The 25,340-nt window shown below is 65.7% G+C and carries 26 protein-coding genes, 1 tRNA gene and 1 pseudogene; 18 read left to right on the forward strand and 10 right to left on the reverse strand.

All coding sequences use genetic code 11. From position 1 onward, the window contains the following. Nucleotides 1-73: 73 nt before the first annotated feature. The gene (locus HHL27_RS17790) at nt 74-1,273 is read left to right on the forward strand and encodes an AI-2E family transporter (RefSeq protein WP_169494731.1); all 1,200 of its coding nucleotides are present in this window, start codon (nt 74-76) and stop codon (nt 1,271-1,273) included. On the opposite strand, the gene HHL27_RS17795 is transcribed toward HHL27_RS17790, so the two are convergent. Continuing rightward, the gene (locus HHL27_RS17795; protein ID WP_169494732.1) at nt 1,261-1,875 is read right to left on the reverse strand and encodes a superoxide dismutase; all 615 of its coding nucleotides are present in this window, start codon (nt 1,873-1,875) and stop codon (nt 1,261-1,263) included. The two genes, HHL27_RS17790 and HHL27_RS17795, sit on opposite strands and share 13 nt — an antisense overlap. A 158-nt stretch (nt 1,876-2,033) precedes the next feature. Further along, nucleotides 2,034-3,335: a dicarboxylate/amino acid:cation symporter gene (locus HHL27_RS17800; RefSeq protein ID WP_169494733.1), complete on the reverse strand. Its 1,302-nt coding sequence runs from the start codon at nt 3,333-3,335 to the stop codon at nt 2,034-2,036. 82 nt (nt 3,336-3,417) lie between these two features. On the opposite strand from HHL27_RS17800, the gene glmM reads away from it, so the two are divergent. The 3 genes from glmM to thiD all read left to right on the forward strand — a co-directional run bounded on the left by glmM (nt 3,418) and on the right by thiD (nt 5,808). After that, a complete protein-coding gene (gene glmM, locus HHL27_RS17805) occupies nt 3,418-4,758 on the forward strand; it encodes a phosphoglucosamine mutase (RefSeq protein ID WP_169494734.1) in 1,341 nt (446 codons plus the stop codon). 76 nt (nt 4,759-4,834) lie between these two features. Beyond that, on the forward strand, nt 4,835-5,065 hold the full coding sequence (locus HHL27_RS17810) for a DUF1272 domain-containing protein (protein WP_169494735.1): 231 nt from the start codon (nt 4,835-4,837) through the stop codon (nt 5,063-5,065). Next, nucleotides 5,062-5,808: a bifunctional hydroxymethylpyrimidine kinase/phosphomethylpyrimidine kinase gene (gene thiD, locus HHL27_RS17815; protein ID WP_169494736.1), complete on the forward strand. Its 747-nt coding sequence runs from the start codon at nt 5,062-5,064 to the stop codon at nt 5,806-5,808. The genes HHL27_RS17810 and thiD overlap by 4 nt, the downstream gene beginning before the upstream one ends. Before the next feature lie 4 nt (nt 5,809-5,812). Here the strand turns inward: thiD and HHL27_RS17820 are convergent, their stop codons facing one another. The 3 genes from HHL27_RS17820 to HHL27_RS17830 form a co-directional block, all read right to left on the reverse strand. Then, complete coding sequence (locus HHL27_RS17820) at nt 5,813-7,117, reverse strand: MFS transporter (RefSeq protein WP_169494737.1); 1,305 nt, start codon at nt 7,115-7,117, stop codon at nt 5,813-5,815. Nucleotides 7,118-7,325: 208 nt separating this feature from the next. Next, nucleotides 7,326-7,823, reverse strand: coding sequence for a GNAT family N-acetyltransferase (locus HHL27_RS17825; RefSeq protein ID WP_169494738.1), 498 nt, complete (start codon nt 7,821-7,823; stop codon nt 7,326-7,328). A gap of 22 nt (nt 7,824-7,845) precedes the next feature. Then, a complete protein-coding gene (locus tag HHL27_RS17830) occupies nt 7,846-8,745 on the reverse strand; it encodes an LOG family protein (RefSeq protein WP_169494739.1) in 900 nt (299 codons plus the stop codon). Between the two features lie 248 nt (nt 8,746-8,993). On the opposite strand from HHL27_RS17830, the gene HHL27_RS17835 reads away from it, so the two are divergent. Continuing rightward, nucleotides 8,994-9,272, forward strand: coding sequence for a hypothetical protein (locus HHL27_RS17835; RefSeq protein ID WP_169494740.1), 279 nt, complete (start codon nt 8,994-8,996; stop codon nt 9,270-9,272). A 96-nt stretch (nt 9,273-9,368) separates the two neighbouring features. Here HHL27_RS17835 and HHL27_RS17840 read toward each other — a convergent pair. After that, nucleotides 9,369-9,442 (reverse strand) — tRNA-Gln (locus tag HHL27_RS17840). Nucleotides 9,443-9,602: 160 nt separating this feature from the next. Between HHL27_RS17840 and HHL27_RS17845 the strand changes: the two genes are divergently transcribed. From HHL27_RS17845 to HHL27_RS17870, 6 genes are all read left to right on the forward strand, one after another. Continuing rightward, nucleotides 9,603-10,895: a Ppx/GppA phosphatase family protein gene (locus tag HHL27_RS17845; protein WP_169494741.1), complete on the forward strand. Its 1,293-nt coding sequence runs from the start codon at nt 9,603-9,605 to the stop codon at nt 10,893-10,895. Next, entirely contained in the window at nt 10,892-11,590 is a 699-nt protein-coding gene (locus tag HHL27_RS17850) for an RlmE family RNA methyltransferase (protein ID WP_169494742.1), read from the forward strand. The genes HHL27_RS17845 and HHL27_RS17850 overlap by 4 nt, the downstream gene beginning before the upstream one ends. Before the next feature lie 90 nt (nt 11,591-11,680). Beyond that, a complete protein-coding gene (locus HHL27_RS17855; RefSeq protein WP_169494743.1) occupies nt 11,681-11,917 on the forward strand; it encodes a DUF2312 domain-containing protein in 237 nt (78 codons plus the stop codon). 88 nt (nt 11,918-12,005) lie between these two features. Next, nucleotides 12,006-12,878 (forward strand): SDR family oxidoreductase, encoded by an 873-nt coding sequence (locus HHL27_RS17860; RefSeq protein WP_169494744.1) that lies wholly within the window; start codon nt 12,006-12,008, stop codon nt 12,876-12,878. Nucleotides 12,879-12,948: 70 nt separating this feature from the next. Next, nucleotides 12,949-14,247, forward strand: a complete 1,299-nt coding sequence (locus HHL27_RS17865) for a metal-dependent hydrolase family protein (protein ID WP_169494745.1) — start codon at nt 12,949-12,951, stop codon at nt 14,245-14,247. After that, the gene (locus HHL27_RS17870) at nt 14,244-14,735 is read left to right on the forward strand and encodes an arsinothricin resistance N-acetyltransferase ArsN1 family B (RefSeq protein ID WP_169494746.1); all 492 of its coding nucleotides are present in this window, start codon (nt 14,244-14,246) and stop codon (nt 14,733-14,735) included. Before HHL27_RS17865 ends, HHL27_RS17870 begins: the two co-directional genes overlap by 4 nt. Here the strand turns inward: HHL27_RS17870 and HHL27_RS17875 are convergent. Next, nucleotides 14,730-15,434, reverse strand: a complete 705-nt coding sequence (locus HHL27_RS17875) for a CPBP family glutamic-type intramembrane protease (protein ID WP_169494747.1) — start codon at nt 15,432-15,434, stop codon at nt 14,730-14,732. The genes HHL27_RS17870 and HHL27_RS17875 overlap by 6 nt on opposite strands. 147 nt (nt 15,435-15,581) lie before the next feature. On the opposite strand from HHL27_RS17875, the gene HHL27_RS17880 reads away from it, so the two are divergent. The 4 genes from HHL27_RS17880 to HHL27_RS17895 all read left to right on the forward strand — a co-directional run bounded on the left by HHL27_RS17880 (nt 15,582) and on the right by HHL27_RS17895 (nt 17,810). Then, the gene (locus tag HHL27_RS17880) at nt 15,582-16,346 is read left to right on the forward strand and encodes a YebC/PmpR family DNA-binding transcriptional regulator (RefSeq protein WP_169494748.1); all 765 of its coding nucleotides are present in this window, start codon (nt 15,582-15,584) and stop codon (nt 16,344-16,346) included. Nucleotides 16,347-16,351: 5 nt separating this feature from the next. Beyond that, complete coding sequence (locus HHL27_RS17885) at nt 16,352-16,702, forward strand: DUF3147 family protein (RefSeq protein WP_169494749.1); 351 nt, start codon at nt 16,352-16,354, stop codon at nt 16,700-16,702. A gap of 13 nt (nt 16,703-16,715) precedes the next feature. Beyond that, nucleotides 16,716-17,192: a crossover junction endodeoxyribonuclease RuvC gene (ruvC, locus tag HHL27_RS17890; RefSeq protein WP_169494750.1), complete on the forward strand. Its 477-nt coding sequence runs from the start codon at nt 16,716-16,718 to the stop codon at nt 17,190-17,192. Between the two features lie 63 nt (nt 17,193-17,255). Beyond that, nucleotides 17,256-17,810 (forward strand): DUF4337 domain-containing protein, encoded by a 555-nt coding sequence (locus tag HHL27_RS17895; RefSeq protein WP_169494751.1) that lies wholly within the window; start codon nt 17,256-17,258, stop codon nt 17,808-17,810. A gap of 4 nt (nt 17,811-17,814) precedes the next feature. On the opposite strand, the gene HHL27_RS17900 is transcribed toward HHL27_RS17895, so the two are convergent. Continuing rightward, entirely contained in the window at nt 17,815-19,233 is a 1,419-nt protein-coding gene (locus HHL27_RS17900) for a glycosyltransferase family protein (protein WP_169494752.1), read from the reverse strand. A 168-nt stretch (nt 19,234-19,401) separates the two neighbouring features. Here HHL27_RS17900 and ruvA point away from each other — a divergent pair, with 168 nt between their 5' ends. Both ruvA and ruvB read left to right on the forward strand, forming a co-directional pair. Beyond that, entirely contained in the window at nt 19,402-20,019 is a 618-nt protein-coding gene (gene ruvA, locus HHL27_RS17905) for a Holliday junction branch migration protein RuvA (protein WP_169494753.1), read from the forward strand. A gap of 1 nt (nt 20,020) precedes the next feature. Continuing rightward, nucleotides 20,021-21,064, forward strand: a complete 1,044-nt coding sequence (gene ruvB, locus HHL27_RS17910) for a Holliday junction branch migration DNA helicase RuvB (protein WP_169494754.1) — start codon at nt 20,021-20,023, stop codon at nt 21,062-21,064. Nucleotides 21,065-21,527: 463 nt separating this feature from the next. On the opposite strand, the gene HHL27_RS22510 is transcribed toward ruvB, so the two are convergent. Beyond that, nucleotides 21,528-22,121 (reverse strand): hypothetical protein, encoded by a 594-nt coding sequence (locus HHL27_RS22510; protein WP_240959994.1) that lies wholly within the window; start codon nt 22,119-22,121, stop codon nt 21,528-21,530. Between the two features lie 10 nt (nt 22,122-22,131). Here HHL27_RS22510 and HHL27_RS22515 point away from each other — a divergent pair. Next, nucleotides 22,132-22,224, forward strand: a pseudogene (locus HHL27_RS22515) (PEP-CTERM sorting domain-containing protein); the annotation flags it as partial. A gap of 199 nt (nt 22,225-22,423) precedes the next feature. Here HHL27_RS22515 and acnA read toward each other — a convergent pair. Then, nucleotides 22,424-25,096: an aconitate hydratase AcnA gene (gene acnA / locus HHL27_RS17920; protein WP_169494756.1), complete on the reverse strand. Its 2,673-nt coding sequence runs from the start codon at nt 25,094-25,096 to the stop codon at nt 22,424-22,426. Between the last annotated feature and the right edge of the window lie 244 nt (nt 25,097-25,340).

The raw sequence follows: 25,340 nt of genomic DNA on the forward strand, positions 1-25,340 counted from the left end.
CGAAGGTATTGCTTCGCGCCACCCTGCGGGTGCAGGGTGGCGTCGCCTGTCCTGCTGAAAGTCGAACGACGTCGTGGATCCTGCCGAGCCTACCAGTCTTCCAAGCACGACCCCCGACGAGGGCCAGCCCGACGAGCGCAACCGGCTACTGTCCGCGATCCTGCTGGTACTGGGGCTAGGCCTGTTCCTGGCCCTTCCCTTCGTGCTTTCGATCGGATCGGTCGTCTTTCTTCCCCCCGTGACAGCGATGATCTTCACGATCGTGCTGTCGCCGCTGGCCGACCGGCTCGTGCGCGTGGGCATGCCCAACATGCTGGCCTCGTTCTTCGCGATCCTGGCGATGATCTCGGTCATCGTGATGGCGCTTTCGCTGATCCTGCAGCCGGCGTTCGTCATGGTCGACCAGGTACCGTCGATGGCCCGCCAGGTCGTCCAGCGGTTCGCGCAGCTGCGCGGCGAATTTGCATGGATCAGCGACCTAAACGGACAGCTCGCGCGCCTTTCCGGCCGCACCGCGCGCGAAGTTGTGCTGGCGACGCCTTCGGTCATCGAGCAGGTCGCCTTCGCCACGCCGAGCGTGGTGCTCGAAACGCTGCTGACCCTGCTGATGACCTTCTTCATGATCGAATCCCGCATCCGCATGAAGCGGCGGCTGCTGCTCGATCGCCAGCACTTCGGAGCGTCGGTGCGGATTGCACGGATCATGCGCGCGGTGCAGGACCGGGTCGCCAACTACATCTTGACCGTGGCGCAGGTGAATTTCGCGGTCGGCTGCATCGTAGCAGGCGGCGCCTGGGCCTGGGGCCTTGCCGCGCCGATCATGTGGGGCGGCCTGGCCTTCGTGCTCAACTTCCTGCCCTATCTGGGACCACTCACGATGATGGGCTTGCTTGCACTGGTCGGGCTCGGCACCGCCAGTTCGATTGCCCTTGGCCTTGTACCGATGCTGCTGTTCCTGGGGCTTCACGCCATCGAGGCGAACATTGTCACGCCATCGATCCTGGGTGCACGCTTTACGCTCAACCCGGTCTCGATCCTTATCGCGATCAGTTATTTCTCGTGGATCTGGGGCGTTCTGGGCGCGCTGCTGTCCGTGCCGATCCTGCTGACCCTGTCGGCACTGCTCGAACATCTCGGCCGGCCCAATATCGTCGGCTTCCTGTTCGGCGAGCCGCTGTTCGAGCCGCCGCTACCCCTGCCCTCGGCCGAGGGCGAACCCGGTCCTGACAGCACGATGCCGCAGGACCGGGCTACGACCGTTCAGGCCGGGTAGGCCCAGACCGAACCGCGCGCGAGATTCTCGGCCGCGAAGGCCCAGTTGAGGCGCGTGTCGATCACCTGCTTGAGATAGTCGGGACGCAGGTTCTTGTAATCGATGTAGTAGGCGTGTTCCCACAGGTCGATCACGAGCAGGGGGTTGCCCGAAAGGTCGCTGTAGGTGGCGGCATCGTGGGTCTGTTCGACCGACAGCTTGCCGTCCTTGGCGACCAGCCACACCCAGCCCGAGGCGAAGTGCGCGGTGCCCTGTGCGGCGAGTTCGGCCTTCAGCTTGTCGAGCGAACCGAACGAGGCATCGATCGCGGCGGCGAGCTCACCTTCCGGTGCCGAGGCTTCAGCCGTCAGGCTGTGCCAGTAGAAGCCATGGTTCCAGGTCTGCGCCGAGTTGTTGAACAGGCCCTTGTCACCCTTGCTCTGCGCGGCCGCGACGATATCCTCGAGGCTCTTGTCAGCAAGATCGGTGCCTTCGATCGCGGCGTTGGTCTTGTCGACGTAAGCCTTGTGATGCTTGCCATGGTGGGTCTGCAGGGTGGTCGCGGACACCGCCGGCTCGAGCGCGGTATCGGCATAGGGCAGCGGCAGCAGGGAAATGGCCATGTCAGCTCCGTATCGTGAAAGTTGCTTCGCGGACCAACGCCCCAGAAAGGCATCGGTTGCGGCCAGCGCCTAAGCGCTGCACCGCAGCGGTCCAGCGAGAATTTTGAATAGGGATCAAAGGAAATAGCGATTATTGCAGCGCGGCACGGCCTGCCGCGTCAGCCCGTCGGCTCATCGCCTTTGGCAGGAGCAGCCAGCCCGCGATCGACCGCAGCGGTGACCGCGACATCCATCGTCACGTTGCCCAGCGTGCGCATCAGGTCGGGCAGCACTTCGACCGCGACGAGGAGCGCCAGCGGCCCCACCGGAACTCCCATTGCGATGGCGATGGGACCGACGGAGGCGACGTAGCTGATCGTTCCGGGCAGGCTGACCGAACTGAGCGAGACGAGCACGGCCATGATCCAGCCCGAGACGATCATCGCCGGGCTCAAAGGCACGCCGTACCAGCGGGCAACGTAGACCACCACGGCAAGGTTCATCGCCGGGCTGGTCGCGCGGAACAGCGCCACGGCTAGCGGCATGACGAATTCAGAGGTGGAATCGCGCACGTCGAGCTTGCGGCACGCGCCCAGCATCGCCGGCAGCGAGGCAAGCGAGGACTGGGTCGACAATGCGAAGACCTGGACCGGCACCATGGCGCGGGCGAAGCGCCCGAGCGGCTTGCGCGCGAGCAACGCGGCGAGAGGATAGCCCGCCAGCCAGACGACCGAGCCGGTCAGGACCACGACCAGCACATAGTGCGCCAGCGCGCCGATCGCCGCCGCGCCGGTCTTGGCCGAGACGGTGAGGCTGAGCGCGAGAACACCGATCGGCGCCACGGCGAGCACCCAGCCGATCACCACCAGCATCGCCGCCGCGATCGCCGCGAAGAAGGTGGCGATCAGGTCCCGCTGCCGAGGCTCGAGCCGCGTGCTGGCAATGGCGAAGACCGACATGAACAGGATCATCGGCAACATGCGATCGTTCGCCGCGGCATCGAGCACGTTGGTCGGGATGATCGACTTGAGGTAGTCCGCCATCCCCGGAACCGGCCCTGAGGGCGCTCCGCCCAGGCTGCTGCGCAGCGCATCGCCGGCATTGCCCGGAATCGGCAGCAAGTCGAGGATCAGCGGCGTCACCGTGAGCGACATTGCCGCGCTGAAGCCGAGAACGAGCAGGAACAGCCCAAGGCTGCGGCGGGCGAGTGCGCCGGCGCTGGCCGTCGCCATCGTCTGCACCACACCGGTGAACAGCAGCGCGGCGACGAGCGGAACGATCGTTGCCTGCAACGCGCGCAGCCACAGATCGCCGACCGGCTCCGAAACCGCCAGCACCGCCGGAAGAGCGCCCGGCGCCGCGAAGGCAAGGCCAAGCCCCCCGAGAAGGCCGGCCGCAAGGGCCGCGAATGTCCAGATTGCCGAGACCTGGGCAATCGGGGGCAGCGAGATGGACGACTTTTCAGGGTGCGGTAAGCTCATCTTGAGATGACATTAGCTATGCGCCGCGACATAGCAACTTCGCGCGCCATCAAGGACGCGCCAGCACGGGACTATTATTGCGATGGGACGCAAGTTCTTCGGCACCGACGGCATTCGCGGACGCACCAATGCCGGCGTGATGACCGCAGCCACGGCGATGAAGGTCGGCCAGGCGGCCGGCACCTATTTCCTGCGCGGTTCGCACCGCCATCGCGTTGTCATCGGCAAGGACACCCGCCTTTCCGGATACATGCTGGAAAACGCAATGACCGCGGGCTTCACCAGCGTGGGCATGGACGTGGTGCTGCTGGGCCCCATGCCCACCCCGGCGGTAGCGCTGCTCACCCGTGAAATGCGCGCAGACGTTGGCGTGATGATCTCGGCCAGCCACAACCCGTTCGAGGACAATGGCATCAAGCTGTTCGGCCCCGATGGCTTCAAGCTTTCGGACGAAGACGAAACGGCGATCGAAGCCATGCTCGAGCAGGAACTGCCGCTCGCCGCGAGCGCGGAAGTGGGCCGCGCCCGTCGCATCGAGGATGCCCGCGGGCGCTATATCCACGCGGTCAAGGGCAGCCTGCCGCACAACGTCCGGCTCGATGGCCTGCGCATCGTGGTCGATTGCGCCAATGGTGCCGCCTATCATGTTGCGCCCTCGGCTTTGTGGGAGCTGGGCGCCGAGGTGATTGCCATCGGTGTCGAGCCCAATGGCAAGAACATCAATGCAGGCGTCGGTTCGACCCATCTCGATGCGATCAAGGCCAAGGTCCGCGAAGTGCGCGCCGACATCGGCATAGCGCTGGATGGCGATGCCGACCGCCTGATCGTGGTCGATGAAAAGGGCCAGACGGTCGACGGCGACCAGATCATGGCGCTGATCGGCACCCGGCTTGCCGACGCGGGCGCGCTGCGCGGCGGCGGGGTGGTGGCGACGGTGATGTCGAACCTGGGCCTCGAACGCTATCTCAACTCCAGGGGCCTCGACCTCGTCCGCACGGCAGTCGGCGATCGCCACGTGCTCGAAAAGATGCGTGAGGGCGGGTTCAACGTGGGCGGCGAACAGTCCGGCCACATGATCCTGACCGACCATGGCACCACAGGGGATGGCACGGTGGCGGCGCTGCAAGTGCTGGCCGCGCTCGTCGCCAGTGGCAAGCCGGCGAGCGAAACCCTGCACCTGTTCGACCCGGTACCGCAGCTGCTCAAGAACGTGCGCTTTGCTGGTGGCAAGCCGCTGGATAACGAGGACGTCCAGAAGGTCATCGCCGATGCAGAGGCGCAGCTCGCCGGGCGCGGGCGGCTGGTCATCCGTCCGTCGGGCACCGAGCCCGTGATCCGCGTGATGGCCGAAGGCGACGATGCCGCGGAAGTCGAGACCGTCGTCAACCGGATCTGCAGTGCAGTGCGCAAGGCCGCTGGTTGAAACGGAACCGGAGCACGCTAGAGAAGGCGGGCGCGCACGCGATCACCATCGGAAGCGCGCACCAGGAGACCTGAGCATGCTCGAGATGCGCCCCGATTGCGAACGTTGCGGCACCGACCTGCCGGCCGAAGCGCCCGGCGCGTTCATCTGCAGCTTCGAATGCACGTTCTGCGCCGAATGCAGCGAAGACCTCGACGATCGCTGCCCCAACTGCGGCGGCGAGCTGACAGACCGTCCGACGCGGGCGAAGGCGCTGCATGCCAAGATTCCGCCTTCGGATGAACGGCGCTTCAAGGGCGCGGCGTGACACCGCCGCGCATCCTCTCGATTGCCGGCTCAGACAGTTCCGGCGGCGCCGGCATTCAGGCCGACATCAAGACGATCACCATGCTCGGCGGATACGCGATGACCGCGATCACCGCCCTCACCGCGCAGAACACGACCGGTGTCACGCACGTTGCCGCAACCGAGCCGGCACTGGTTGCCGCGCAGATCGACGCGTGCCTCGACGATATTGGCGCCGATGCGATCAAGATCGGCATGCTCGGCTCGCCCGAGATCGCGCATCTCGTGGCGGACAGGCTGGCGGGCCTTGGCGTGCCGATCGTTTTCGATCCGGTGATGGTGGCCACCAGCGGCTCGATCCTTGCCGATCCGGCAACGATCGCGGCGTTCGAACGCCTGATGACGATCGCCACCCTGACCACGCCGAACGTGCCCGAACTTGCCGCATTGGGCGGGGACGCGGCGATGGCTGGGCGCGCCGTCGCCTATCTGGCCAAGGGGGGCGATGCCGACGGCGCGGAAGTGATCGACCGCCTGGTCGTGCCCGGCGCGGCCGAACGACGCTGGAGCGCGCCTCGCATCGCGACCAGCAGCACGCATGGCACGGGCTGCACCCTGTCCAGCGCGATTGCCACCCTGCTCGGCATGGGGCTGCCGCTCGACGAAGCGGTGGAAGACGCGCGCGAGTTCGTCCGCGCCGCACTATTGGCGGCACCAGGCCTCGGCAAGGGCCACGGGCCGCTGGGACATCAGGCCGTACGGTAAGCCGTCAGGCGAGCGCGAACTCGGGCTGCCGGCGTCGCACCGGCGCACTCTCCGTCACGAAGAGCGCTGCACAAAGCCCGAGCACTTGTGAGCCGACCAGGTACCAGGCAAGCGACATCGCCGTACCCGTGGCGTGCATCAGCCAGGTGATGAACAGTTGCGTGCCCCCGCCGAACAGCGTCACCGGCAAGGCATAGATCAGCGCAAACCAGTGGACCCGACGCGTCGGGGCGATCGTTTCGCTGATCGCGGCATAGATCGATGCGCCTGTCAGCACTCGCAAGGCGGCCAGGATCCCGGTCACCATCGTCAACGAGACGATCGACGGCTGCGCGACAAGCCACGAATAGAGCGGGAGGATCACGATGATTAGGGCCGCATGCGGCAGGATCAGAAGCGGCCGGCGCCCGAAACGGTCACTGAGCATGCCGCCCGCGACGCCTGCCAAGGCGGCGATGACGTTACCGATCAATTGCGCAAGCATGGCGGCGGATGAAGAGAGATGCAGCTGGTTTTGCCCGAAGGTCGTGGTGTAGTTGGCGACATAGGTGAACATGGTGCCTGCGGTGATCATCCCCGCCCCGGCGAGGGCAATGCGCAATTCGCCGCGCGAAGGACGGGCGGATGCGTCCTGCTTGTCCAATGGCTTCGTTGATGCGGTGCTGGGAGCGGTTTCGGGCAGCATGCGACGCAGGACAAGCGCATAGGGCACGACCGCCGCTCCGATCAGCAGCGCGACGCGCCAGCCCCAGGTGGTCAACTGCTCCGGGCTCAGCAGGCTCGAAAGGAGCAGGCCGACGAGCGCGCCAACGCTGGTCGAGGCAAACTGGCAGACGCCCTGCAGGCTGGCACTGGTCGCCCGCCGCATCGGATGGGCCACTTCGACCAGATAGACCGTCGCCGAGGACACCTCTCCGCCAAGGGCGAAGCCCTGCACCAGCCGGGCAAAGACGACGATGATCGGCGCCGCGATTCCGATGGTGGCATAGGACGGGGTCAGGGCCATCGTGGTGACGGCGAGACCCATCAACACCATCGACAGCAGCATCACAGGCTTTCGACCGATGCGATCACCGAGTCGGCCCAGGACATGCGCTCCGACCGGCCGACCGAGGAAGCCGACACCGAACGTGGCGAGCGAACCCATCAGGCTCGTGTAGCGGTCATGCGAGGGGAAGAAGCAATTTCCGATCTGGATGGCAAAGTAAGAAAAGGTCATGAAATCATAGAATTCAAGCCCGCATCCGATCGTGGCAGCGATGGCGGATTTTCTGGCGTGAACCGGATCTTGCGCAATATTCGCAGTCATCCCGACTTCCTCGAACCGCCATCTGGTCGTTCGAGGAAATTATCAAACCTCCCACGAGTCAATAACGCCGAGCTACCCTTTTAAGGGTGCTGCGAGGTAACATCCTGTGGTGGATTGCTTTTCTTTTCTCGACGTTTTCGTTGAGCCGCCAGCGGTGGCGGAGCCGGTCACCTTCAGGGCGCTCGTCGGCCGTCATGTGCTCGCCTCGCTATAGCCGATCGAGCGCGAAGTAGACGCTGTCGCACCATTCATCGCCCACCAACCATGTCCGCGCCTGGCGATGCGTTTCCCGAAAGCCGAGCCGTTGGAGCAGGCGGATCGAGGCCGCGTTGCGCGGATCGACGTCAGCCAGAATCCGCTCCAGCCGGTGATGGGCGAACGCGCGCGCGATCAGCGCTCCGACTGCCTCCGACGCAAGGCCCAGGCCCCAGACCGATGGATCGAACAGGTAGCCGAGATGGGGAAACCGGTAGAATCCCGCCTTCCCGACCAGGACGCCGTCCTTTTCGACGATGAAGTCCTCCCCTTCGCAAGGCGGGATCGCGATCATGTTGTCGAGCCACTCGGCAGTGACATCGGCCGTTTCGTGCGGCGGCGTGGACCAGTAGGCCATCGCGCGCGGCTGCCGCATGATGGCGTGCAGCGCATCGCGATCCGAGGCGCGGGCAGGACGAAGCAGCAGCCGCTCGGTGCGGATCGTGGTCATGTCCCGCGCCTCATCCGGACGGTCAGTCGCAGTCCAGCGCGTAGAATTCGACGATGTGCTTCCACGCGTCTTCGGCCGTCTCGACCATGCGGAACAGCTCGAGATCCTCGAAATTGATCACGCCTTCCTCTGCAATGGCGCGGAAGTCGATCACGCGGTTCCAGTAGTCCGCGCCAAAGAGCAGGATCGGGATCGGCTTCATTTTCCCGGTCTGGATCAGCGTCAGAAGCTCGAAGAACTCGTCGAAGGTGCCAAAGCCGCCGGGAAACACCGCAACGGCGCGGGCGCGCAGCAGGAAGTGCATCTTGCGCAGCGCGAAATAGTGGAACTGGAACGAGAGGTGCGGCGTGACGTACGGGTTGGGCGCCTGTTCGTGTGGCAGCACGATGTTGAGCCCGATCGATTCGGCCCCCGCCTCCTCGGCCCCGCGATTGGCCGCCTCCATGATCGACGGTCCGCCGCCCGAGCAGACCACGAACTGCCGCTTTCCTTCTTCGACCACGGCGCAGCGCGAGGCCGTGAAGGCAAGTCTGCGGGCCTCCTCGTAATACTTCGACTTGGCGACCAGCCGTTCGACGACCGCCTTCTTTTCCGGCGTGGTCGCCGTCGCCAGCGCGGCCTCTGCCATCTCGGGCGAAGGGATGCGCGCCGAACCATACATCACCAGGGTCGAACCGATGCCCGCTTCGTCGAGCAGCATATCGGGCTTCAGCAGTTCAAGCTGGAAGCGTACCGGGCGAAGCTCTTCGCGTAGAAGAAAGTCGGTGTCGCGAAATGCCAGCCGGTAGGCCGGGTCCTGCTGCTGCGGGGTGGTACGTGGCTGGGATTCGACGAAGCCTGCTTCCTGCTCGGCCTTGTAGAACTTCGCGCGAGTCAGCTCGCGGTTGGCGGCGTCATCGCGCTCTGGGGGAGTGGTGCTCATGGCCCATGTCTGTCGCTTCGTGGATGCAGAAGTGCAATCGTTTCCTCCGGTCCGGACACGTTTCGCAAACCATTGTGCAGTGCATTAACGCTTTTTCGCAAATGCGAAGTGGCTGGAGGATAACGAAACCTTACCAGCGCGATACGGGAATTATCCGGATCTTAAGCATCCTGCTTAACCCGGTCCTAATAACGTTCCGCAACCTGGAGTTGGTCAGATCCCGGTGGACCACCACGAAAGGGATCCCGATGCCTGCCTACAAGAACCTGAGCACTTCGATCGCATTCGCCATCGCGCTCCCCGCGCTTTCCTTGGCCGTCCCCGCCGCCGCAAAGGAAACGCGCTCTGCCACGAGCCTGCCGAAGGTGAGCCTTGTCGCCTATGGCGCCAGCAACGGGCGTCCTGCGAGCAGCCTTCCTCGTGACGTTGGCCCGAAAAAAGGCTGGCCGGTAAACCATGGCATCGAAAACGCCTGGGAACATGCCAACGAACATTCCGCGCACCACCGCAACTGCAGCGATGGCTGATGAACCATGGGCCGGCACCAGCGCCCCGCTGGCCGGCCCGCAAGGCACGGCGAACGTCGCCCGCCGACGCGTTTCGCTTGAGGAATTTCAGGAAGATGGATGCCCCGCGAGGATTCGAACCTCGATAGACGGAATCAGAATCCGTAGTCTTACCTTTAGACGACGGGGCAACAAGAGGCGCGCACTTAGGCGCGGCTCAAGATCGTGTCAAGCCGCCCCAACAGCCTTTGCGGCAGGGTGCCTTGTGCCGGACACGCGGCATCGCTACCATGATGGTCAAGTACCCGTCGCGGATCAGCGCACGGGAGAACATAAAGCGATTTGACGATCATGGCGGACTTCGATCCGCCGGCGAAGAAGCGGCGGGGGCAGCGCAGCGGCAGAAGAAAAGGCAAGAAGCCATCTTTGCCCAAGGCTGCGTCCCCTGAGGCGACCCGTAGTTCCGGGCCGTCCAGCCAGCCGAAGAGCGCCGGCGCAGGCAAGGGCCTCCCGCCTCCCCATGGCGGGACCGAAAGCGGACAAGATGCGGCCGCCCGCACGGTGGCATCGATCGGCGATGCTGCCCGCGCGCACGGCTGGACCAAGCCGATCCCCTATCACCGCCAAGCCTATGCCGCGATCGACCTTGGCACCAACAATTGCCGCCTGCTGATCGCGCGTCCTTCGGGTGACCATTTCGTGGTGATCGATGCCTTCAGCCGCGTCGTGCGCCTTGGCGAAGGCCTCGCGCAGTCCGGCCGTCTTTCCGATGCGGCGATGGACCGCGCTTTGGCGGCCCTTCACGTCTGCGCGGAAAAGCTGAAGAAGCGCAATGTGCATCTGGCGCGCTCGGTCGCGACGGAGGCCTGCCGGCGCGCCTCGAACGGGGCTGCCTTCATCGAGCGGGTCTACGAAGAAACCGGCATCCGGCTCAACATCATCACGGCACAGGAAGAAGCCCGGCTTGCCGTGCTCGGCTGCCACATCCTGCTGGAACACGGCGATGGCCCGGCGATGATCTTCGACATCGGGGGCGGATCCACGGAAATGGTGCTGGTCGACACGCGCGAGGCGGTGCCGCGCATTCTCGATTGGCAATCGGTCCCGTGGGGCGTGGTCTCGCTGACCGAAGGCGTGGGCCCCATCGAGGACAGTCCCGAAGCGCGCGCCGCAGCCTATGCGGAAATGCGGCGGCGGGTCGACGAAGGCTTCGCCACGTTTTCCGAGCGCGTAGCCGACGAACGGGAACGCGCGGTGAAGCGCGGCGCGATCCGGCTGCTGGGCACCAGCGGCACAGTGACCACGCTCGCCAGCCTGCACCTTCAACTGCCGCAATACGATCGCCGCGCGGTCGATGGCCTGATCGTGCCGACGCAATCGATGCGGGCGATCAGCCAGTCGCTTTCGCGCATGTCTCCGGCCGAACGGGTTGCCGTGCCCTGCATCGGGCGCGAACGCGCCGATCTGGTGGTCGCGGGCTGCGCTATCCTGGAATCGATCTTCGACATCTGGCCTGCGGACCGCCTTGGCATTGCCGATCGCGGCATCCGCGAAGGCATCCTGCGCAGCCTGATGGCCGCAGGCAACGACGCCGAACGCAGCCGCGAAGCGCTGCGCAATCTCAAGAAAGGCGCGCGCGCATGAGCCGTTCCGGACGTGACCCGCGCGAGCGGTTGAAGACAGGCAAGGGCCGCACCCAATCCTCTGTCCGCTGGCTTTCCCGCCAGCTGAACGACCCGTATGTCAAGCAGGCCAAGGCCGAGGGCTGGCGCAGCCGCGCCGCTTTCAAGCTGATCGAACTCGACGAAAAGTTCGGCCTGCTCAAAGGTGCCAAGCGCGTGGTCGATCTGGGGATCGCGCCCGGCGGGTGGAGCCAGGTGGTGCGCAAGAAGGCCCCGCAGGCGGCCGTCGTCGGCATCGACCTGCTGCCCACCGATCCGATCGACGGGGTGACGATCTTCGAGATGGACTTCATGGCCGATGAGGCGCCCGCCGCGCTGGAAGGCGCGCTCGACGGGCCTCCCGACCTCGTGATCTCCGACATGGCGGCCAATACCGTGGGCCACAAGCAGACCGACCATTTGCGCACGATGGGACTGGTGGAGACGGCCGTCGACTTCGCCATCACCACGCTCGCGCCTGGCGGTGCCTTCGTCGCCAAGGTGTTTGCCGGCGGCACGGACGGCGACCTGCTGCAGATCCTGAAGAAGAATTTCCGCACCGTGAAGCATGCCAAGCCGCCCGCGAGCCGCAAGGATTCGTCCGAGTGGTACGTCATCGCGCAAGGCTTCAAGGGCCGTTCTGCCCCGGCAGCCGAAGCGGCCGACGAGGATGACTGACATTTCCACAGGCGGGGTTTTGCGCGAATCGGCGCAGGCGTCCTAAAGGCCCCGCTTCCAGTTTCCCTCAGCCTTTCCCGGAGTATCCCGATGGCCGAATCCGCCGACGACCGCCTGCGCCTTCTGATCGAGCGCATCGAGCGCCTCGAAGAAGAGAAGAAGGGCATCGGCGACGACATCAAGGACGTCTACAACGAGGCCAAGGCCACCGGTTACGACGCAAAGATCATGCGCCAGATCGTCCGCCTGCGGAAAATGAAGCCCGACGACCGCCGCGAGATGGAAGCCGTGCTCGAAACCTACAAGAACGCGCTCGGCATCGACTGAGCCCGTTCCGTCGCAGCCCCCGGCTGGCGACGGAACCGCCCCTTCCGGCCTCGGTTGGCTTCTCGTCCCTTACTGCGAGAGCCAGCCGATGTCCGAACAAGCCACCCTTTCCGCCGATGTCCGCCCGCCGATCCACGAAGACGGGCTGCCTGGACACGAATCCACGCTGGAGCCCAAGCCGGAATGGCAGCCGCGCTTTCCCGGCTCGGGGCGGCTGAAGGGCAAGGTCGCGATCGTCACCGGCGCCGACAGCGGGATCGGTCGCGCCGTGGCCGTGCTGTTTGCGCGCGAAGGGGCCAAGGTCGCCATCGCCTACCTCAGCGAAGATGACGATGCGGCCAAAACGCGGACCCTGTGCGAAGCCGAGGGCGGCGAGGCGCTGACTTTTGCCGGAGACCTGGGCGATCCCGAAGTGGGCCAGGCACTGGTCGATCTGGTCATCGAAACCTGGGGCCAGCTGGACGTTCTGGTCAACAATGCGGGCGAGCAGCATCCCGACAAGGACATCCGCGACATTACAGCGGCGCAGCTGCAACGCACCTTCCAGACCAACATCTTCTCGATGTTCTACCTTGTGCAGGCGGCGCGTGAGCACCTGAAGGCCGGGGCGGCGATCGTGAACTGCACCTCGGTCACGATGTACCAGGGCGAAGCCGAACTGCTCGACTATTCCAGCACCAAGGGAGCAATCACTGCCTTCACGCGCTCGCTGTCGGAAAACCTGATCGGCCATGGCATCCGGGTCAACGCGGTTGCCCCGGGGCCGATCTGGACGCCTTTGAACCCGAGTGGCGGGGCAAGCCCCGAAAAGCTCGAACACTTCGGCGAAAAGACGCCGATTGGCCGGCCGGGCCAACCCAACGAGGTCGCGCCGGCCTTCCTGTTCCTTGCCTGCGAGGATTCGTCCTACATGTCGGGCCAGGTGCTCCATCCCAATGGCGGAACCATCGTCAACGGCTGAGCGCTGGCAGCCTTTACCTACGCGACCAGCACGGTAGTCTCCGCTGCAACTACAGGGGAGATTACCGTCGATGCGCCGCGTTCTTGCCGCCACCTTGCTGGCCACCAGCCTTTCACCCGTCGTCGCGCAGGCGGCGGACATCACCTACATCCACGCCGGCCATCTGCTAGACCAGCCAGGAAAAGCGCCGCGCGGCGCATCGACCGTGATCGTCACCGATGGCAAGGTAACCGAAATCCGCGATGGCAGCGTGCCTGCACCGGCCGGGGCGAAGGTTGTCGAGCTTGGCGACAAGTTTGTTTTGCCGGGCCTGACCGATCTTCACGTCCACCTGTTCAGCGATGGCGATCCGGTGAAGGCGCGGCTCGAAGCGACCACGCGCGACCGCGAGGACGGCGCCTTCATCGCCGCCGAGCACGCCAGGGAAACGCTCGAAGCAGGCTTCACCACGGTGCGCGATCTGGGCGGTCCGCCACGCGGCATCCGCGCGCTGCGCGATGCGACCGCGCGCGGCGACATCGAGGGGCCCACGATCGTAAATGCGGGCGAAATGATCTCGGTCTCGGGCGGCCACGGCGACAATAACGGTCTTAACGAAGAGAGCTTCGACGCCTTCCACCCGCGCGATTACAACAACGTGTGCAATGGTGCGGACGATTGTCGCCGGGCCGTGCGCGAACAGATCCGCCTTGGCGCGCAGGTCATCAAGTTTGCCGCGACGGGTGGCGTTCTGTCGAACGTTGCCGGCGGGCTTGGCCAGCAAATGACCAGCGAAGAGATGAAGGCGGTGATCGAAACCGCGCACAGCTTCGGCCGCAAGGTTGCAGCGCACAGCCATGCCGCGGCTGGCACGGCGGCGGCTGTGGCGCAGGGCGTGGATTCGATCGAGCACGGCACCTTCCTTGACGAGCCGACCGTCAAGGCAATGGTCGCGCATGGCACATGGCTGGTGCCGACGATGATGGCGCCGGTTGCCGCCTTGGCCCAGGCGCGAGCCGGTGCCTTGCCGCCGGCCTCGATCGCGAAGGCCGAACAGGCCGCGGCGGCGATGAAAGCCAGTCATCGACTTGCCATCCGCTCGGGCGTGAAGATCGCCTTCGGCACCGATACCGGTGTATCGAAGCACGGCCTGAACGCGCAGGAATTCGCTCTGATGGTCGAGGCGGGCATGACCCCGATGCAGGCGATCGTCGCAGCGACCACGAACGCCGCGGAATTGTTGGGGCGGACCGACACGGTCGGACGGATCGCGCCGGGCATGCCGGCCGATATCATCGCGGTGGGCGGCGATCCGCTGGACGACGTGTCGCGGCTGGAGCACGTCGATTTCGTGATGAAGGGCGGCAAGGTGATCAAGGCCGGGTCATGACCTTCGCGATCCGCGATGCCTCGGCCGCCGATGCCGCTGCTTGCGCCGCGATCTACCGCCCCCATGTCGAAGAAAGCTGGGCGAGCTTCGAACTGGACGCGCCCGATGCGGTTGAGATGGCCGAGCGGATCACCAGCTACGGGACCAGCCATGCATGGCTGGTCGCCACACAGGACGGCGCGGTGGCGGGATATGCCTATGGCAGTGCACACCGCGCCCGGGCCGCCTATGCTTCGTCCTGCGACGTAGCGGTTTACGTCGCAGCGGATCGCGCAGGGCAAGGCGTGGGTCGCGCGCTCTATGCGGAACTGCTGCCGCGCCTGAGCCGTCACGGCTTTCATGCAGCCTTCGCCGGCATTGCCCTGCCCAACGCGGCGAGTATCGCGCTGCATGAAGGTGCTGGCTTCACCCCGATCGGGGTTTACCGCGAAGTCGGCTGGAAGCTGGGTGCGTGGCGCGACGTCGGGTGGTGGCAGCGCCTGCTATAGAATCGACAACATGGCGGCGAGGCCGAGTGCCAGCGCGTTGGAGGTCATGTGCAGCAGGATCGACGCTGGCAGGCCCAGCCGCATCCGCACGAACCCGGTGGTCAGCCCGGTCCACAGTTGCGGTAGCACCAGCGCGAGCGCGGGAACGCTGAACCGCGGATAGTTGGCAAGGTGAGACAGCGCGAAGATCCCGGCGCTGGCGTAGAAGAAAAGCGGCAAGGCACGCTCGAACAGTGCGAGCGGCGGGCGGCGGCGCAGCGCGAACCAGCCCGCAGGCGCGGCCACGAGCAGGACGAGAACTCCCACGCTCGTGAGCAGCGGCGCGGCCCCGATCGTTGCAGCGATCCCCAACGTGACAAGCGCCGCAAGGCAGCCGAGCAGCCACAAGGCGCGCGGCCTGCCTGTCAGCCAGCCCCGGAATATCGCTTCCTCCAGCACGGGCGCCACCAGCACGACCAAGGGCGCCATGACTTGCGGCGCCAGCTTGCCATAGGCATCGGGAGCGGGCAGCGCGAAAGCCGCCTGCCAGGCCTTCAGGAAGGGCAGCAACACCAACAGCAGGACGATCAGATGCAGGGCCGCCATGCCCAGCCACAGGCGCCCCGCCCCGGCTGCGCGCAGGCCCGATGGCGTCAGCAGCACGGGTCGGCGCAAATAGTTGCGAAAGGCTGCGAAAGCGTCGGGGATCAGGCCGTTCATGATGCCGGTATGGCGGTCTACGCGTTAATACCGGCCTAGCACGCGGGACTTGCGGCCAAAGTTTGGCCGCCAAAGATTGCCCGCATCCGCCGAAACGGCTAGGGCCGCCCCAGATTCACTCCATCAAGAGCCGCAAGAAGCACGACCATGGCAGGCCATTCCAAATTCAAGAACATCATGCATCGCAAGGGCGCGCAGGACAAGAAGCGCTCCGCGATGTTCTCCAAGCTCAGCCGCGAAATCACCGTGGCGGCGAAGATGGGCATGCCGGATCCGGACATGAACCCGCGTCTGCGCGCTGCGATCAACGCGGCCAAGGCGCAGTCGATGCCCAAGGACAACATCGCCCGCGCGATCGACAAGGCGAGCAAGGGCGAAGGCGATAACTATGAAGAAGTGCGCTACGAAGGCTACGGCCCGGGCGGCGTCGCGATCATCGTCGAAGCGCTGACCGACAACCGCAACCGCACCGCGACCAACGTGCGCACCGCGTTCGCCAAGAACGGCGGCAACCTTGGCGCCAGCGGCGCGGTGAGCCACGGCTTCGAACGGCTCGGCCTGATCGAATACCCGGGCAAGGCGGGTGACGAGGAGAAGGTCCTCGAAGCCGCGATCGAAGCGGGCGCCGAAGACGTCGAGAGCGATCCGGGCGATGGCGACGAAAACCCCGGCAGCCACCAGATCTGGGTCGCGGTCGAATCGCTGCACGAAGTGGCGCGCGAACTGGAAAAGACCCTGGGCGAGGCCGAAGGCGTCAAGCTCGCGTGGAAGCCCAGCATGAAGACCTCGGTCGACGCGGACAACGCCGCGACGCTGCTCAAGCTGATCGACGTGCTTGAGGACGACGACGACGTCCAGACCGTCTGGGGGAATTATGACATTCCCGACGACGTGATGGAAACGCTGGGCTGATCGACATGTGGCAAGTGGCCGCGAAGGCGCTGCTCTCGGGCGTGCTGATCGCGGCCATCGCCGAAATCGGCAAGCGCCTGCCCGCACTGGGCGCGCTCGTCGCGTCGCTGCCGCTGGTTTCGGTGCTGGGCATGATCTTCCTGTGGCATGCCCGGCCGGATCCCGAAAACATGGCCGTCCATGCCGAGGCGACCTTCTGGTACGTCCTGCCCAGCCTGCCGATGTTCCTCCTGATCCCGGCTCTGTTGCGGCATGGCACGCCGTTCTGGCTGGCGCTCGCGGCCGGGTGCATGCTGACCATCGCGCTCTACCTTGGCATGATGCATTTCGGGCCGCGCTTCGGCCTGAAGCTGTGATGCGCGCGCCGCGATGATCATCCTGGGAATCGACCCCGGCCTCACCTGCACCGGCTGGGGAATCGTATCCAAGGCCGGCAGCCGATTGAGCCATGTCGCCAACGGCCAGATCCGCACCGATGCCAAGGCAAGCATGGCCGAGCGCCTTGTCGAACTCGACGCCGCGCTCGCCACCGTGATCGACCTCTACAAGCCTGACAGCGGCGCGGTGGAGGAAGTCTTCGTCAACGTGAACCCGCAGTCGACGTTGAAGCTGGGCCAGGCGCGAGGCGTCGCGATGCTGTCGGTCGCGCGCGCAGGAATCCCGGTCGCGGAATACCCGACCAAGGTAATCAAGAAGGCGCTCGTCGGTACCGGTGGCGCCGAAAAGCAGCAGATCCAGCACATGCTCAAGGTGCTGCTGCCCGGCGTAAAGCTCGCGGGCGAGGATGCGTCGGACGCGCTGGCCGTGGCGATCACGCACGCGAACATGCTCGGCAGCCATCGCTGACCTGTCCAATCCGTAGGGTTGCGGTCATCGCGGTGCCAGACGAGACGCGACACACTCGCGCGCATGGAAGTCGAAGTCTCTGCCGAAGCCAAGGACAAGCGCCTGAACCGCGCGGTTGCGATCACCGTGGTGGCGCTGTCGGTGTTCACCGGCGTCTGCGGCATCAAGGACGGCAACATCGTCCAGGCGATGGAGGCCGCGCAATCGAAGTCGGTCGACCTCTGGAACGAATATCAGGCGACCCGGACGAAGCAGCACCTGGTGGAAACGTCGCGGGCGCAACTCGCGGCGCTCGCCCCGGCGGGAAAGGCGGACCCCGCGCTGGCAATCTTCGATCGCGACAGCGCACGCTACCGCAGCGAGGCTCCGGCGCTTGCCGTGCAGGCCAAGGCGCAAGCCGATCTCTATGACGCGCTGAACGTCCACGACGACCAGTTCGACGCAAGCGAGGCTGCCATCTCCACCGCGATCTCGATGGCCGCGGTGGCTGCGCTGGTGGAAAGTGCCACCGTGCTGGCAGCTGCGTGGGCGATCGGTGCCTTCGGCGTGTTCATGGGCCTGTGCGGCTTCCTGGGGCTCGGCTTTCACCCCGACGTGCTGAGCAATCTGCTCGGCTAGACCGTCACAGGTTGTTCGCCTCGAGCATGGCCTGGTAGCTCCAGCGTGGTGCCGGGGCGCAAGCGCCCGGCCTTTGCCACAGGCAGATTTCACCGTCGGCAAAGGCTCCGCAGGCAATTCTGGCAAAGCGCGGATCGGATGGCGGGCGCTCCAGCAACAGCGCGTTGGCGCCATTGGCGAACCCTGCCGGCAGCGGTGAAAGCGGCTCGGGCGCAAGCAGGATCGGAACGGGCCTTGCAAGCAGCGCGGGGACAAGGTGCGCGCGGTTTTCGTAGGCAAGCCCGATCGCGCAGACCGCCGGATCGCTCGCTGCGCGGTTGGCAAGCTGCGGCACGGCCCCGCCCATCCTTCCGGCGAGAACACCGCCGTTCGCTCGCGCGGCAATGCCGCTGGCGCTGGCCCATCCGGCAATGACCAAGGCCAGCGCCAGCGGCGTCATCGCCGCTCCGCGCCGGCTCTGCAGGCGCAGGACCGCTTCCACTGAGCCGATCGCGGCAAGCACCAGCAGCGCCAGCACCGAGATCCAGATGAACCGATATTCCTTGTGCGCAATCAGGCTGTGCGCCGCGATGTTGACGATCGCCGCCCAGAACAGCGGACGGTAGCGCCACCCAGCCATCCACGCTGCCACCAGCACGATCGGCAGCAGTGGCCAGAAATGCCGGGCCAGTTCGGTGACATATTGCAGCGGCGGCGCTGTTCCGAACTCGCTGGCGCGGTTCTGGCCGACGTTCATCGTCAGGTTGGTCCAGATCCATTGGAAGGGCACCAGTCCGGCCGCAAGATCGCTCGCCGCGCCGGCTGCGCCCGCCGCCATTGCGCCGAGCGCGAAGGCCCGCCAGCGCGCCAGATCGAGGCGCAGTGCTCCACCCGCCAGCACCGCGGCGAAGAGGCCGAACTGGAAGCGCACCAGCACGCCAAGCCCGGCGGCAAGGCCTGCCACAAACAACGCGCGCGCAGACGCCCTTGCGTCCAGCAGCGGCGCGGCGGAAAGCAGCAGCAGCACCGTTGCCAGCGTCTCGGAAAGGACGAGGTTGGCGTAGAGCACGCTTTCCCACCATACCGCCGCCACGAACAGCGCCACCAGCGCCTGTGCCCGTCCCGCAAGCCCGCCCAGCCGCCACGCCGCCGGAAGGGCGAGACAGGCCAGGGCAAGGAAAAGGGCGCGGGCCAGTTCGAGGCCCAGCAGCGTGCCCGGTGCCAATGCATGGCCGAGCGCGAACGGGATCGAGAGCATTTGCGGGATTAGCGCGTTGCGCAGCCCGAAGCGCCATTCCCACGGGCGGATGCCATGCCCTGTGGCCAGCCGGTTGCCCTGTTCAAGGTACTGCATGAATTCGTCGGCATAGCGCAGATCGAACAGCGAGAAGGTGGCGAGGCGCAGACCGACGCCCAGCAGCACAACGCCCAAGATCGCGGCCATCCAGCCGGCGCCCGGCCGCGATGCCTGCACTGCTTTGTGATCCCCCATCATCCCGCAGCGATAGGCGATGGCTTTGCGCCTGTCATCCGCGGGCGTCATCCTTGCACGTCACCCGCGCGCGCGAACCGCTCTTGCCGCCGCGCGCGCTGCCGTGCATAGGAACAAAGCATGATCGCAAAGCTCACCGGCATTCTCGACGATACCGGCCCGGACTGGGCCGTGATCGACGTGAACGGCGTCGGCTATCTCGTGCACTGCTCGGCCAAGACGCTCACGCATCTGGGCATCGCGGGCGACAAGGTCGTCGTCCATACAGAGATGCAGGTGTCCGAAACCGACCAGCGCCTGATCGGCTTTGCCAGTGCGGGCGAACGCGCATGGTTCCGCCTTCTTACCGCCGTGCAGGGCGTCGGCTCCAAGGTGGCGCTGGCGATCCTTTCGGCGCTCTCGGTCGAGGAACTGCAGCGCGCTTGCGCCAACGGCGACAGCGCCATGGTCGCACGCGCCAACGGCGTGGGGCCGAAGCTCGCCAGCCGCATCGTCAATGAACTGAAGGACAAGGCCGGCGGGCTTGCTGGCCTGTCCGGTCCGGTGGGTGCGGGCGGCGATATCGGCTTGGCCGTGCCCGCAGGATCGGCCAGCGCGGACGCGGTTTCGGCGCTACAAAACCTCGGCTTCAAGCCCGCCGTGGCCACCACCGCCGTAGCGCGCGCGGTGGAGGAACTGGGCGAGAACTCTGGCCTCAACGACCTCGTGCGCGTGGCGCTGAAGAGGGCGACCGGCTGACATGACGACCGACAATCCCCTCCTTTCCGCCCAGCGCCAGGTCGAAGATCCCGATGCCGCACTGCGTCCCAAGTCGCTCGACGACTTTACCGGGCAAGCCGCCGCCAAGGACAACCTGCGCGTGTTCATCGAAAGCGCGAAGCAGCGGCGCGAGGCGATGGATCATGTCCTGTTCTTCGGTCCGCCGGGGCTGGGCAAGACTACGCTCGCCCAGATCATCGCCCGCGAACTCGGGGTCAATTTCCGCGCCACCAGCGGCCCGGTGATTGCCAAGGCCGGTGACCTTGCCGCGCTGCTGACCAATCTCGAACACGGCGATGTCCTGTTCATCGACGAGATCCACCGCCTCAATCCCGTGGTCGAGGAAGTGCTCTATCCCGCGATGGAGGACCGCGCGCTCGACCTGATCATCGGGGAGGGCCCTTCGGCGCGTTCGGTGCGGATCGACCTGCCGCCTTTTACCCTGATCGGCGCCACGACACGGCAAGGCCTGCTTCAGACGCCCTTGCGCGATCGCTTCGGCATTCCCGTCCGCCTGCAATTCTACAGCGTGCCCGAGCTTGAGCGCGTGGTCAGCCGGGGCGCGGGGCTCATGGGCATCGGCATCGACAAGGGCGGCGCGACCGAGATCGCACGCCGTGCCAGGGGCACCCCGCGCGTGGCCGGACGCCTGCTGCGCCGCGTGCGCGATTTCGCGCAGGTTGCGGGTGCCGAGACGATCACGCGTGCCATTGCCGACGATGCGCTGACCCGGCTCGAAGTGGATTCACTCGGCCTCGATCTGCAGGATCGCCGCTACCTCACCATGATCGCCGACATCTACAAGGGTGGCCCGGTGGGCGTCGAAACGCTCGCCGCCGGGCTTTCCGAACCGCGCGACACGATCGAGGAAGTGATCGAGCCCTACCTCATCCAGCTCGGCCTTGTCGCGCGGACCGCGCGCGGCCGGTGCCTGAACGATCGAGGCTGGCAGCACCTTGGCCTTGCGCCGCCGTCCGGCCAAGTGCCCGGCCAATTGCCCGGATTGTTCGACGGCGGCGAGTAGTCGGGATTCCTTACAACCGGAAACAAACAAGTTCCATCGCGGGACAGAGTTAAGTTATGCCTGCGCAAAGGGGGCGAAAGACCCCCTCGGACCGCAGCTATTCTGGTTAACAGCCTTGCCCGAATCCCGGCGGTTTGCATTTGTTCAGTACCTCGGTAGGCGGGCGCGGACCGGACGCCCGATACTTTGCAGCGAAAGCGTGTAGCATGTCTGTTCGGATGGCATTGGCGAAGCTGGCGGCCTGCGCGGCCGGTGGGGCTGTCCTTGGCGGCGGCGCGGTCCACGTTGCAGAGGCGCCCTCGGCGTCCGAGATCCACCATATCAAGCCGATCAAGACCAAGAAGATCGCAACCCGCAAGAAGTCGCGTCGCCTTGCCCCGCGCCGGATCCACCGTCCGCGCAAGCTGGTGAAGTCGATCGCGGTCAAGCCCGACCCGGTCCAGACCGCGATGGTCCCCGTCCCCTACATGGCCCCGCTTCCGCCCGCCGCGGTTGGCGGTAGCGGTGGCGGACAGGTCCCGATCGTCATCGGCGGCAGCTCTGGCGGCGGCTTCGGCGGCGGTTTCTTCGGCGGATTCTTCGGCGCGAGCGGCGGTGGCGGCAGCGTCGTCGTGTCGTCGACCAGCACCGGCTCCACGTCCAGCTCTACCTCTGGCGGTTCGACCTCCAGCTCTACTTCGGGCGGATCGACATCGAGTTCTACCTCGAGCTCGACGTCAGGTTCCTCCTCGACGTCCAGCTCGAGCTCCAGCTCCGGCGGCGCCACTTCCACCTCGACCTCGTCGGGCAACATGAGCACGACCACTTCGACGTCTTCCGGTGCGACCAGCACGTCGACATCGTCGGGTGCAACATCGACCTCGTCGGGCGCCACGTCGACATCATCCGGCGCAACGTCCACCTCCTCGGGGAACATGAGCAGCACCTCGACATCGTCGAGCACCAGCAGCAGCACCAGTTCGTCCACGTCGTCCAGCACGAGCTCGGGTGCCAGCACCAGCACCAGCTCCGGCGTCACGCCGCCTCCGCCTCCCCCGCCGCCCACGAGCAGCGGCACCGAAGTTCCCGAACCTTCGATGGTGATCCTGTTCGGCCTTGCCGCCGCGGCTCTCGTCGGTCGTCGCCGCCTTGCCGTGCGGGCGGCCTATCGATCGGCCTGACACCAAAAGTTCCTGCCCTCCTCCAGTGGGCATATTCGGAAAGGGCGGCTTCGGGGGGAGCCGCCCTTTCTTGTTTGCGCGCTCGCCACCCTGATCGAAGCGAGCACGAGACGCCCGAAATCGGCATTGGACCAGCCGCAAAAGAAAAAGGGCGGCCCGTTGCCGGACCGCCCCCTATGCCTTTCTCTGGCGCTGCCGGTCAGGCGGCGAGCTTGCGCAGCACGTAGTGCAGGATGCCGCCGTTCATGAAGTATTCGACTTCGTTCGCGGTATCGATGCGGCACAGCGCGGTGAAGGTGAACTTCGAGCCATCCTTGCGGGTGACTTCGACTTCCACGTCCTGGCGCGGCTTCAGGTTGGCCACGCCCTTGATGGTATAGGTGTCATCACCGGTCAGGCCCAGCGAGGTGCGGCTTTCGCCGTCCTTGAACTGCAGCGGCAGCACGCCCATGCCGACCAGGTTCGAGCGGTGGATGCGCTCGAAGCTCTCGACGATCACGGCGCGAACGCCGAGCAGGTTGGTGCCCTTGGCCGCCCAGTCGCGCGACGAGCCGGTGCCGTATTCCTTGCCCGCGATCACGACCGTCGGCGTGCCATCGGCCTTGTGCTTCATGGCAACGTCGTAAACCGCACCGACGTCGTCGCCATAGCGCGAGAAGCCGCCTTCGATGCCTGGAACCATCTCGTTCTTGATGCGGATGTTGGCGAAGGTGCCGCGCATCATCACGTCATGGTGGCCACGGCGCGCGCCGTAGGAGTTGAAGTCTGCCTTGCTGACCTGGTGCTCCATCAGCCACTGGCCGGCCGGGCTGTCGGCCTTGATCGAACCTGCGGGGCTGATGTGGTCGGTGGTGATCGAATCGCCGAGGATCAGCAAGGGCTTCGCCTCGATGATATCGCTGACCGGTGCCGGGGTCATCGTCATGCCCTCGAAATACGGCGGGTTGGCGACGTAGGTCGAACCGGCGCGCCACGAGTAGGTTTCCGAACCCGTGACGTCGATCGCTTGCCAGTGCGCGTCACCCTTGTAGACGTCGGCATAGCGGGCCTGGAACATGGCGCGGTCCATGCAGCCGGCCATCGTGGTGTAGACTTCGTCGTTGGTCGGCCAGATGTCCTTGAGGAACACGTCCTTGCCGTCCTTGCTCTGGCCGATCGGGGTCGAGACGAAGTCTTCGATCACCGTGCCCTTGAGCGCGTAGGCGACGACCAGCGGCGGGCTGGCGAGGAAGTTGGCGCGAACGTCGGGCGAAACGCGCCCTTCGAAGTTGCGGTTGCCCGAGATCACCGCCGCGGCGACGAGGCCGTTCTCGTTGATCGCCTTGCTGATCGGTTCAGCCAGCGGCCCCGAATTGCCGATGCAGGTGGTGCAGCCATAGCCGACGAGGTTGAAGCCAACCGCGTCGAGGTGTTCCTGCAGGCCCGCCTTGTTGAGGTAGTCGGTCACCACCTGCGATCCCGGCGCCAGCGAAGTCTTGACCCAGGGCTTGGGCTTGAGGCCCAGCTCGTTGGCCTTCTTGGCAACGAGGCCGGCGGCCACGAGCACGCTCGGGTTCGAGGTGTTGGTGCAGCTGGTGATCGCGGCGATGGTCACGTCGCCGTCGCCGATGTCGAAGTCCTTGCCTTCGACCGGAACGCGCTGCTGCGCCTTCTTGTAGGTGTTGGCCATGTCGGCGTTGAACACGTCGTCGACTTCGGGAAGCGACACGCGGTCCTGCGGGCGCTTGGGGCCGGCCAGCGACGGCACCACGGTCGACAGGTCGAGTTCCAGCGTCGAGGAGAAGATCGGCTCGACCGAGGGGTCGATCCAGAAGCCCTGCTCCTTGGCATAGGCTTCGACCAGCGCGATCTGCGATTCCTCGCGGCCGGTCAGGCGCATGTAGTCGAGCGTCTTGTCGTCGATGCCGAAGAAGCCACAGGTCGCACCGTATTCGGGCGCCATGTTGGCCAGCGTGGCGCGGTCGGCCAGCGTCAGCGCGGCAAGGCCCGGACCGTAGTATTCGACGAAGCGGCCGACGACGCCGTGCTTGCGCAGCAGGTTGGTGCAGGTCAGCACGAGGTCGGTGGCGGTAACGCCTTCGTTGAGCTGGCCAATGAACTTGAAGCCGACCACTTCGGGGATCAGCATCGAAACGGGCTGGCCGAGCATCGCCGCTTCGGCCTCGATCCCGCCGACGCCCCAGCCGAGCACGCCAAGACCGTTGACCATGGTGGTGTGGCTGTCGGTGCCGACGCAGGTGTCGGGATAGGCGACCGCCTGGCCGTTCTGGTCCACGCTGGTCCACACCGCCTGGGCGATGTTTTCAAGGTTCACCTGGTGGCAGATGCCTGTGCCCGGCGGCACGGCGTAGAAGTTGTTGAGCGACTTGGAGCCCCACTTGAGGAAGTCGTAGCGCTCCATGTTGCGCTGGTATTCGATCTCCATGTTCTCTTCGAACGCCTTGGGATGACCGAATTCGTCCACCATCACCGAGTGGTCGATGACAAGGTTGACGGGGACCAGCGGATTGATCTTGCTGGTGTCGCCGCCAAGGTTCGCGATCGCATCGCGCATCGCGGCCAGGTCGACCACGCAGGGCACGCCGGTGAAGTCCTGCAGCAGCACGCGCGCGGGGCGGTACTGGATTTCCTGGCTCGATTCGCTGGGGTTCTTCTGCCAGTCGACAATCGCCTTCACGTCGTCGGTCGAAACGGTGAAGCCGCCGTCCTCGAAGCGCAGCAGGTTCTCGAGCAGGACCTTCATCGAGAAGGGCAGGCGCGAAACGTCGCCGAACTTGGCGGCCGCCTTCTTCAGCGAATAGTAGGCGAAGTCCTTGCCGCCCACGGAAAGCGTGGAGCGGGTGCCGAGCGTGTCCTGTCCGACTTGGGTCATGGCGAGTCGTTGTCCCTCGTTGTGGATGGCATTCCTGCCGTCCGCTGGGGAACGGCCACCTGCAGCGAGGCAGCGCGAACGGCGGACAGGGCAGCCGGAAAACGAGGAGCGCCCTGCGCGCTTAGCGCGCTTGCGTCAAGGGGCGGAAAATGCCGGAATTGCGCCTTTGCACGGCGAAAACGAAGATGCTGCAAATCATTAGCAACAAGCACCCCGGAAAGGGGGCTCCGTGCCTTCTTGCAGG

It is taken from the genome of Novosphingobium olei (genome assembly GCF_012927405.1).
Lineage (GTDB): Bacteria > Pseudomonadota > Alphaproteobacteria > Sphingomonadales > Sphingomonadaceae > Novosphingobium > Novosphingobium olei.

What these genes read in the sequence shown, in the direction of transcription:
- HHL27_RS17795 (WP_169494732.1), bottom strand. Translation starts at nt 1,875, where the DNA reads ATGGCCATTTCCCTGCTGCCGCTGCCCTATGCCGATACCGCGCTCGAG.
- HHL27_RS17800 (WP_169494733.1), bottom strand. Translation starts at nt 3,335, where the DNA reads ATGAGCTTACCGCACCCTGAAAAGTCGTCCATCTCGCTGCCCCCGATT.
- glmM (WP_169494734.1), top strand. Translation starts at nt 3,418, where the DNA reads ATGGGACGCAAGTTCTTCGGCACCGACGGCATTCGCGGACGCACCAAT.
- HHL27_RS17810 (WP_169494735.1), top strand. Translation starts at nt 4,835, where the DNA reads ATGCTCGAGATGCGCCCCGATTGCGAACGTTGCGGCACCGACCTGCCG.
- HHL27_RS17820 (WP_169494737.1), bottom strand. Translation starts at nt 7,117, where the DNA reads ATGACTGCGAATATTGCGCAAGATCCGGTTCACGCCAGAAAATCCGCC.
- HHL27_RS17825 (WP_169494738.1), bottom strand. Translation starts at nt 7,823, where the DNA reads ATGACCACGATCCGCACCGAGCGGCTGCTGCTTCGTCCTGCCCGCGCC.
- HHL27_RS17830 (WP_169494739.1), bottom strand. Translation starts at nt 8,745, where the DNA reads ATGAGCACCACTCCCCCAGAGCGCGATGACGCCGCCAACCGCGAGCTG.
- HHL27_RS17835 (WP_169494740.1), top strand. Translation starts at nt 8,994, where the DNA reads ATGCCTGCCTACAAGAACCTGAGCACTTCGATCGCATTCGCCATCGCG.
- HHL27_RS17845 (WP_169494741.1), top strand. Translation starts at nt 9,603, where the DNA reads ATGGCGGACTTCGATCCGCCGGCGAAGAAGCGGCGGGGGCAGCGCAGC.
- HHL27_RS17850 (WP_169494742.1), top strand. Translation starts at nt 10,892, where the DNA reads ATGAGCCGTTCCGGACGTGACCCGCGCGAGCGGTTGAAGACAGGCAAG.
- HHL27_RS17855 (WP_169494743.1), top strand. Translation starts at nt 11,681, where the DNA reads ATGGCCGAATCCGCCGACGACCGCCTGCGCCTTCTGATCGAGCGCATC.
- HHL27_RS17860 (WP_169494744.1), top strand. Translation starts at nt 12,006, where the DNA reads ATGTCCGAACAAGCCACCCTTTCCGCCGATGTCCGCCCGCCGATCCAC.
- HHL27_RS17865 (WP_169494745.1), top strand. Translation starts at nt 12,949, where the DNA reads ATGCGCCGCGTTCTTGCCGCCACCTTGCTGGCCACCAGCCTTTCACCC.
- HHL27_RS17870 (WP_169494746.1), top strand. Translation starts at nt 14,244, where the DNA reads ATGACCTTCGCGATCCGCGATGCCTCGGCCGCCGATGCCGCTGCTTGC.
- HHL27_RS17875 (WP_169494747.1), bottom strand. Translation starts at nt 15,434, where the DNA reads ATGAACGGCCTGATCCCCGACGCTTTCGCAGCCTTTCGCAACTATTTG.
- HHL27_RS17880 (WP_169494748.1), top strand. Translation starts at nt 15,582, where the DNA reads ATGGCAGGCCATTCCAAATTCAAGAACATCATGCATCGCAAGGGCGCG.
- HHL27_RS17885 (WP_169494749.1), top strand. Translation starts at nt 16,352, where the DNA reads ATGTGGCAAGTGGCCGCGAAGGCGCTGCTCTCGGGCGTGCTGATCGCG.
- ruvC (WP_169494750.1), top strand. Translation starts at nt 16,716, where the DNA reads ATGATCATCCTGGGAATCGACCCCGGCCTCACCTGCACCGGCTGGGGA.
- HHL27_RS17895 (WP_169494751.1), top strand. Translation starts at nt 17,256, where the DNA reads ATGGAAGTCGAAGTCTCTGCCGAAGCCAAGGACAAGCGCCTGAACCGC.
- HHL27_RS17900 (WP_169494752.1), bottom strand. Translation starts at nt 19,233, where the DNA reads ATGGCCGCGATCTTGGGCGTTGTGCTGCTGGGCGTCGGTCTGCGCCTC.
- ruvA (WP_169494753.1), top strand. Translation starts at nt 19,402, where the DNA reads ATGATCGCAAAGCTCACCGGCATTCTCGACGATACCGGCCCGGACTGG.
- ruvB (WP_169494754.1), top strand. Translation starts at nt 20,021, where the DNA reads ATGACGACCGACAATCCCCTCCTTTCCGCCCAGCGCCAGGTCGAAGAT.
- acnA (WP_169494756.1), bottom strand. Translation starts at nt 25,096, where the DNA reads ATGACCCAAGTCGGACAGGACACGCTCGGCACCCGCTCCACGCTTTCC.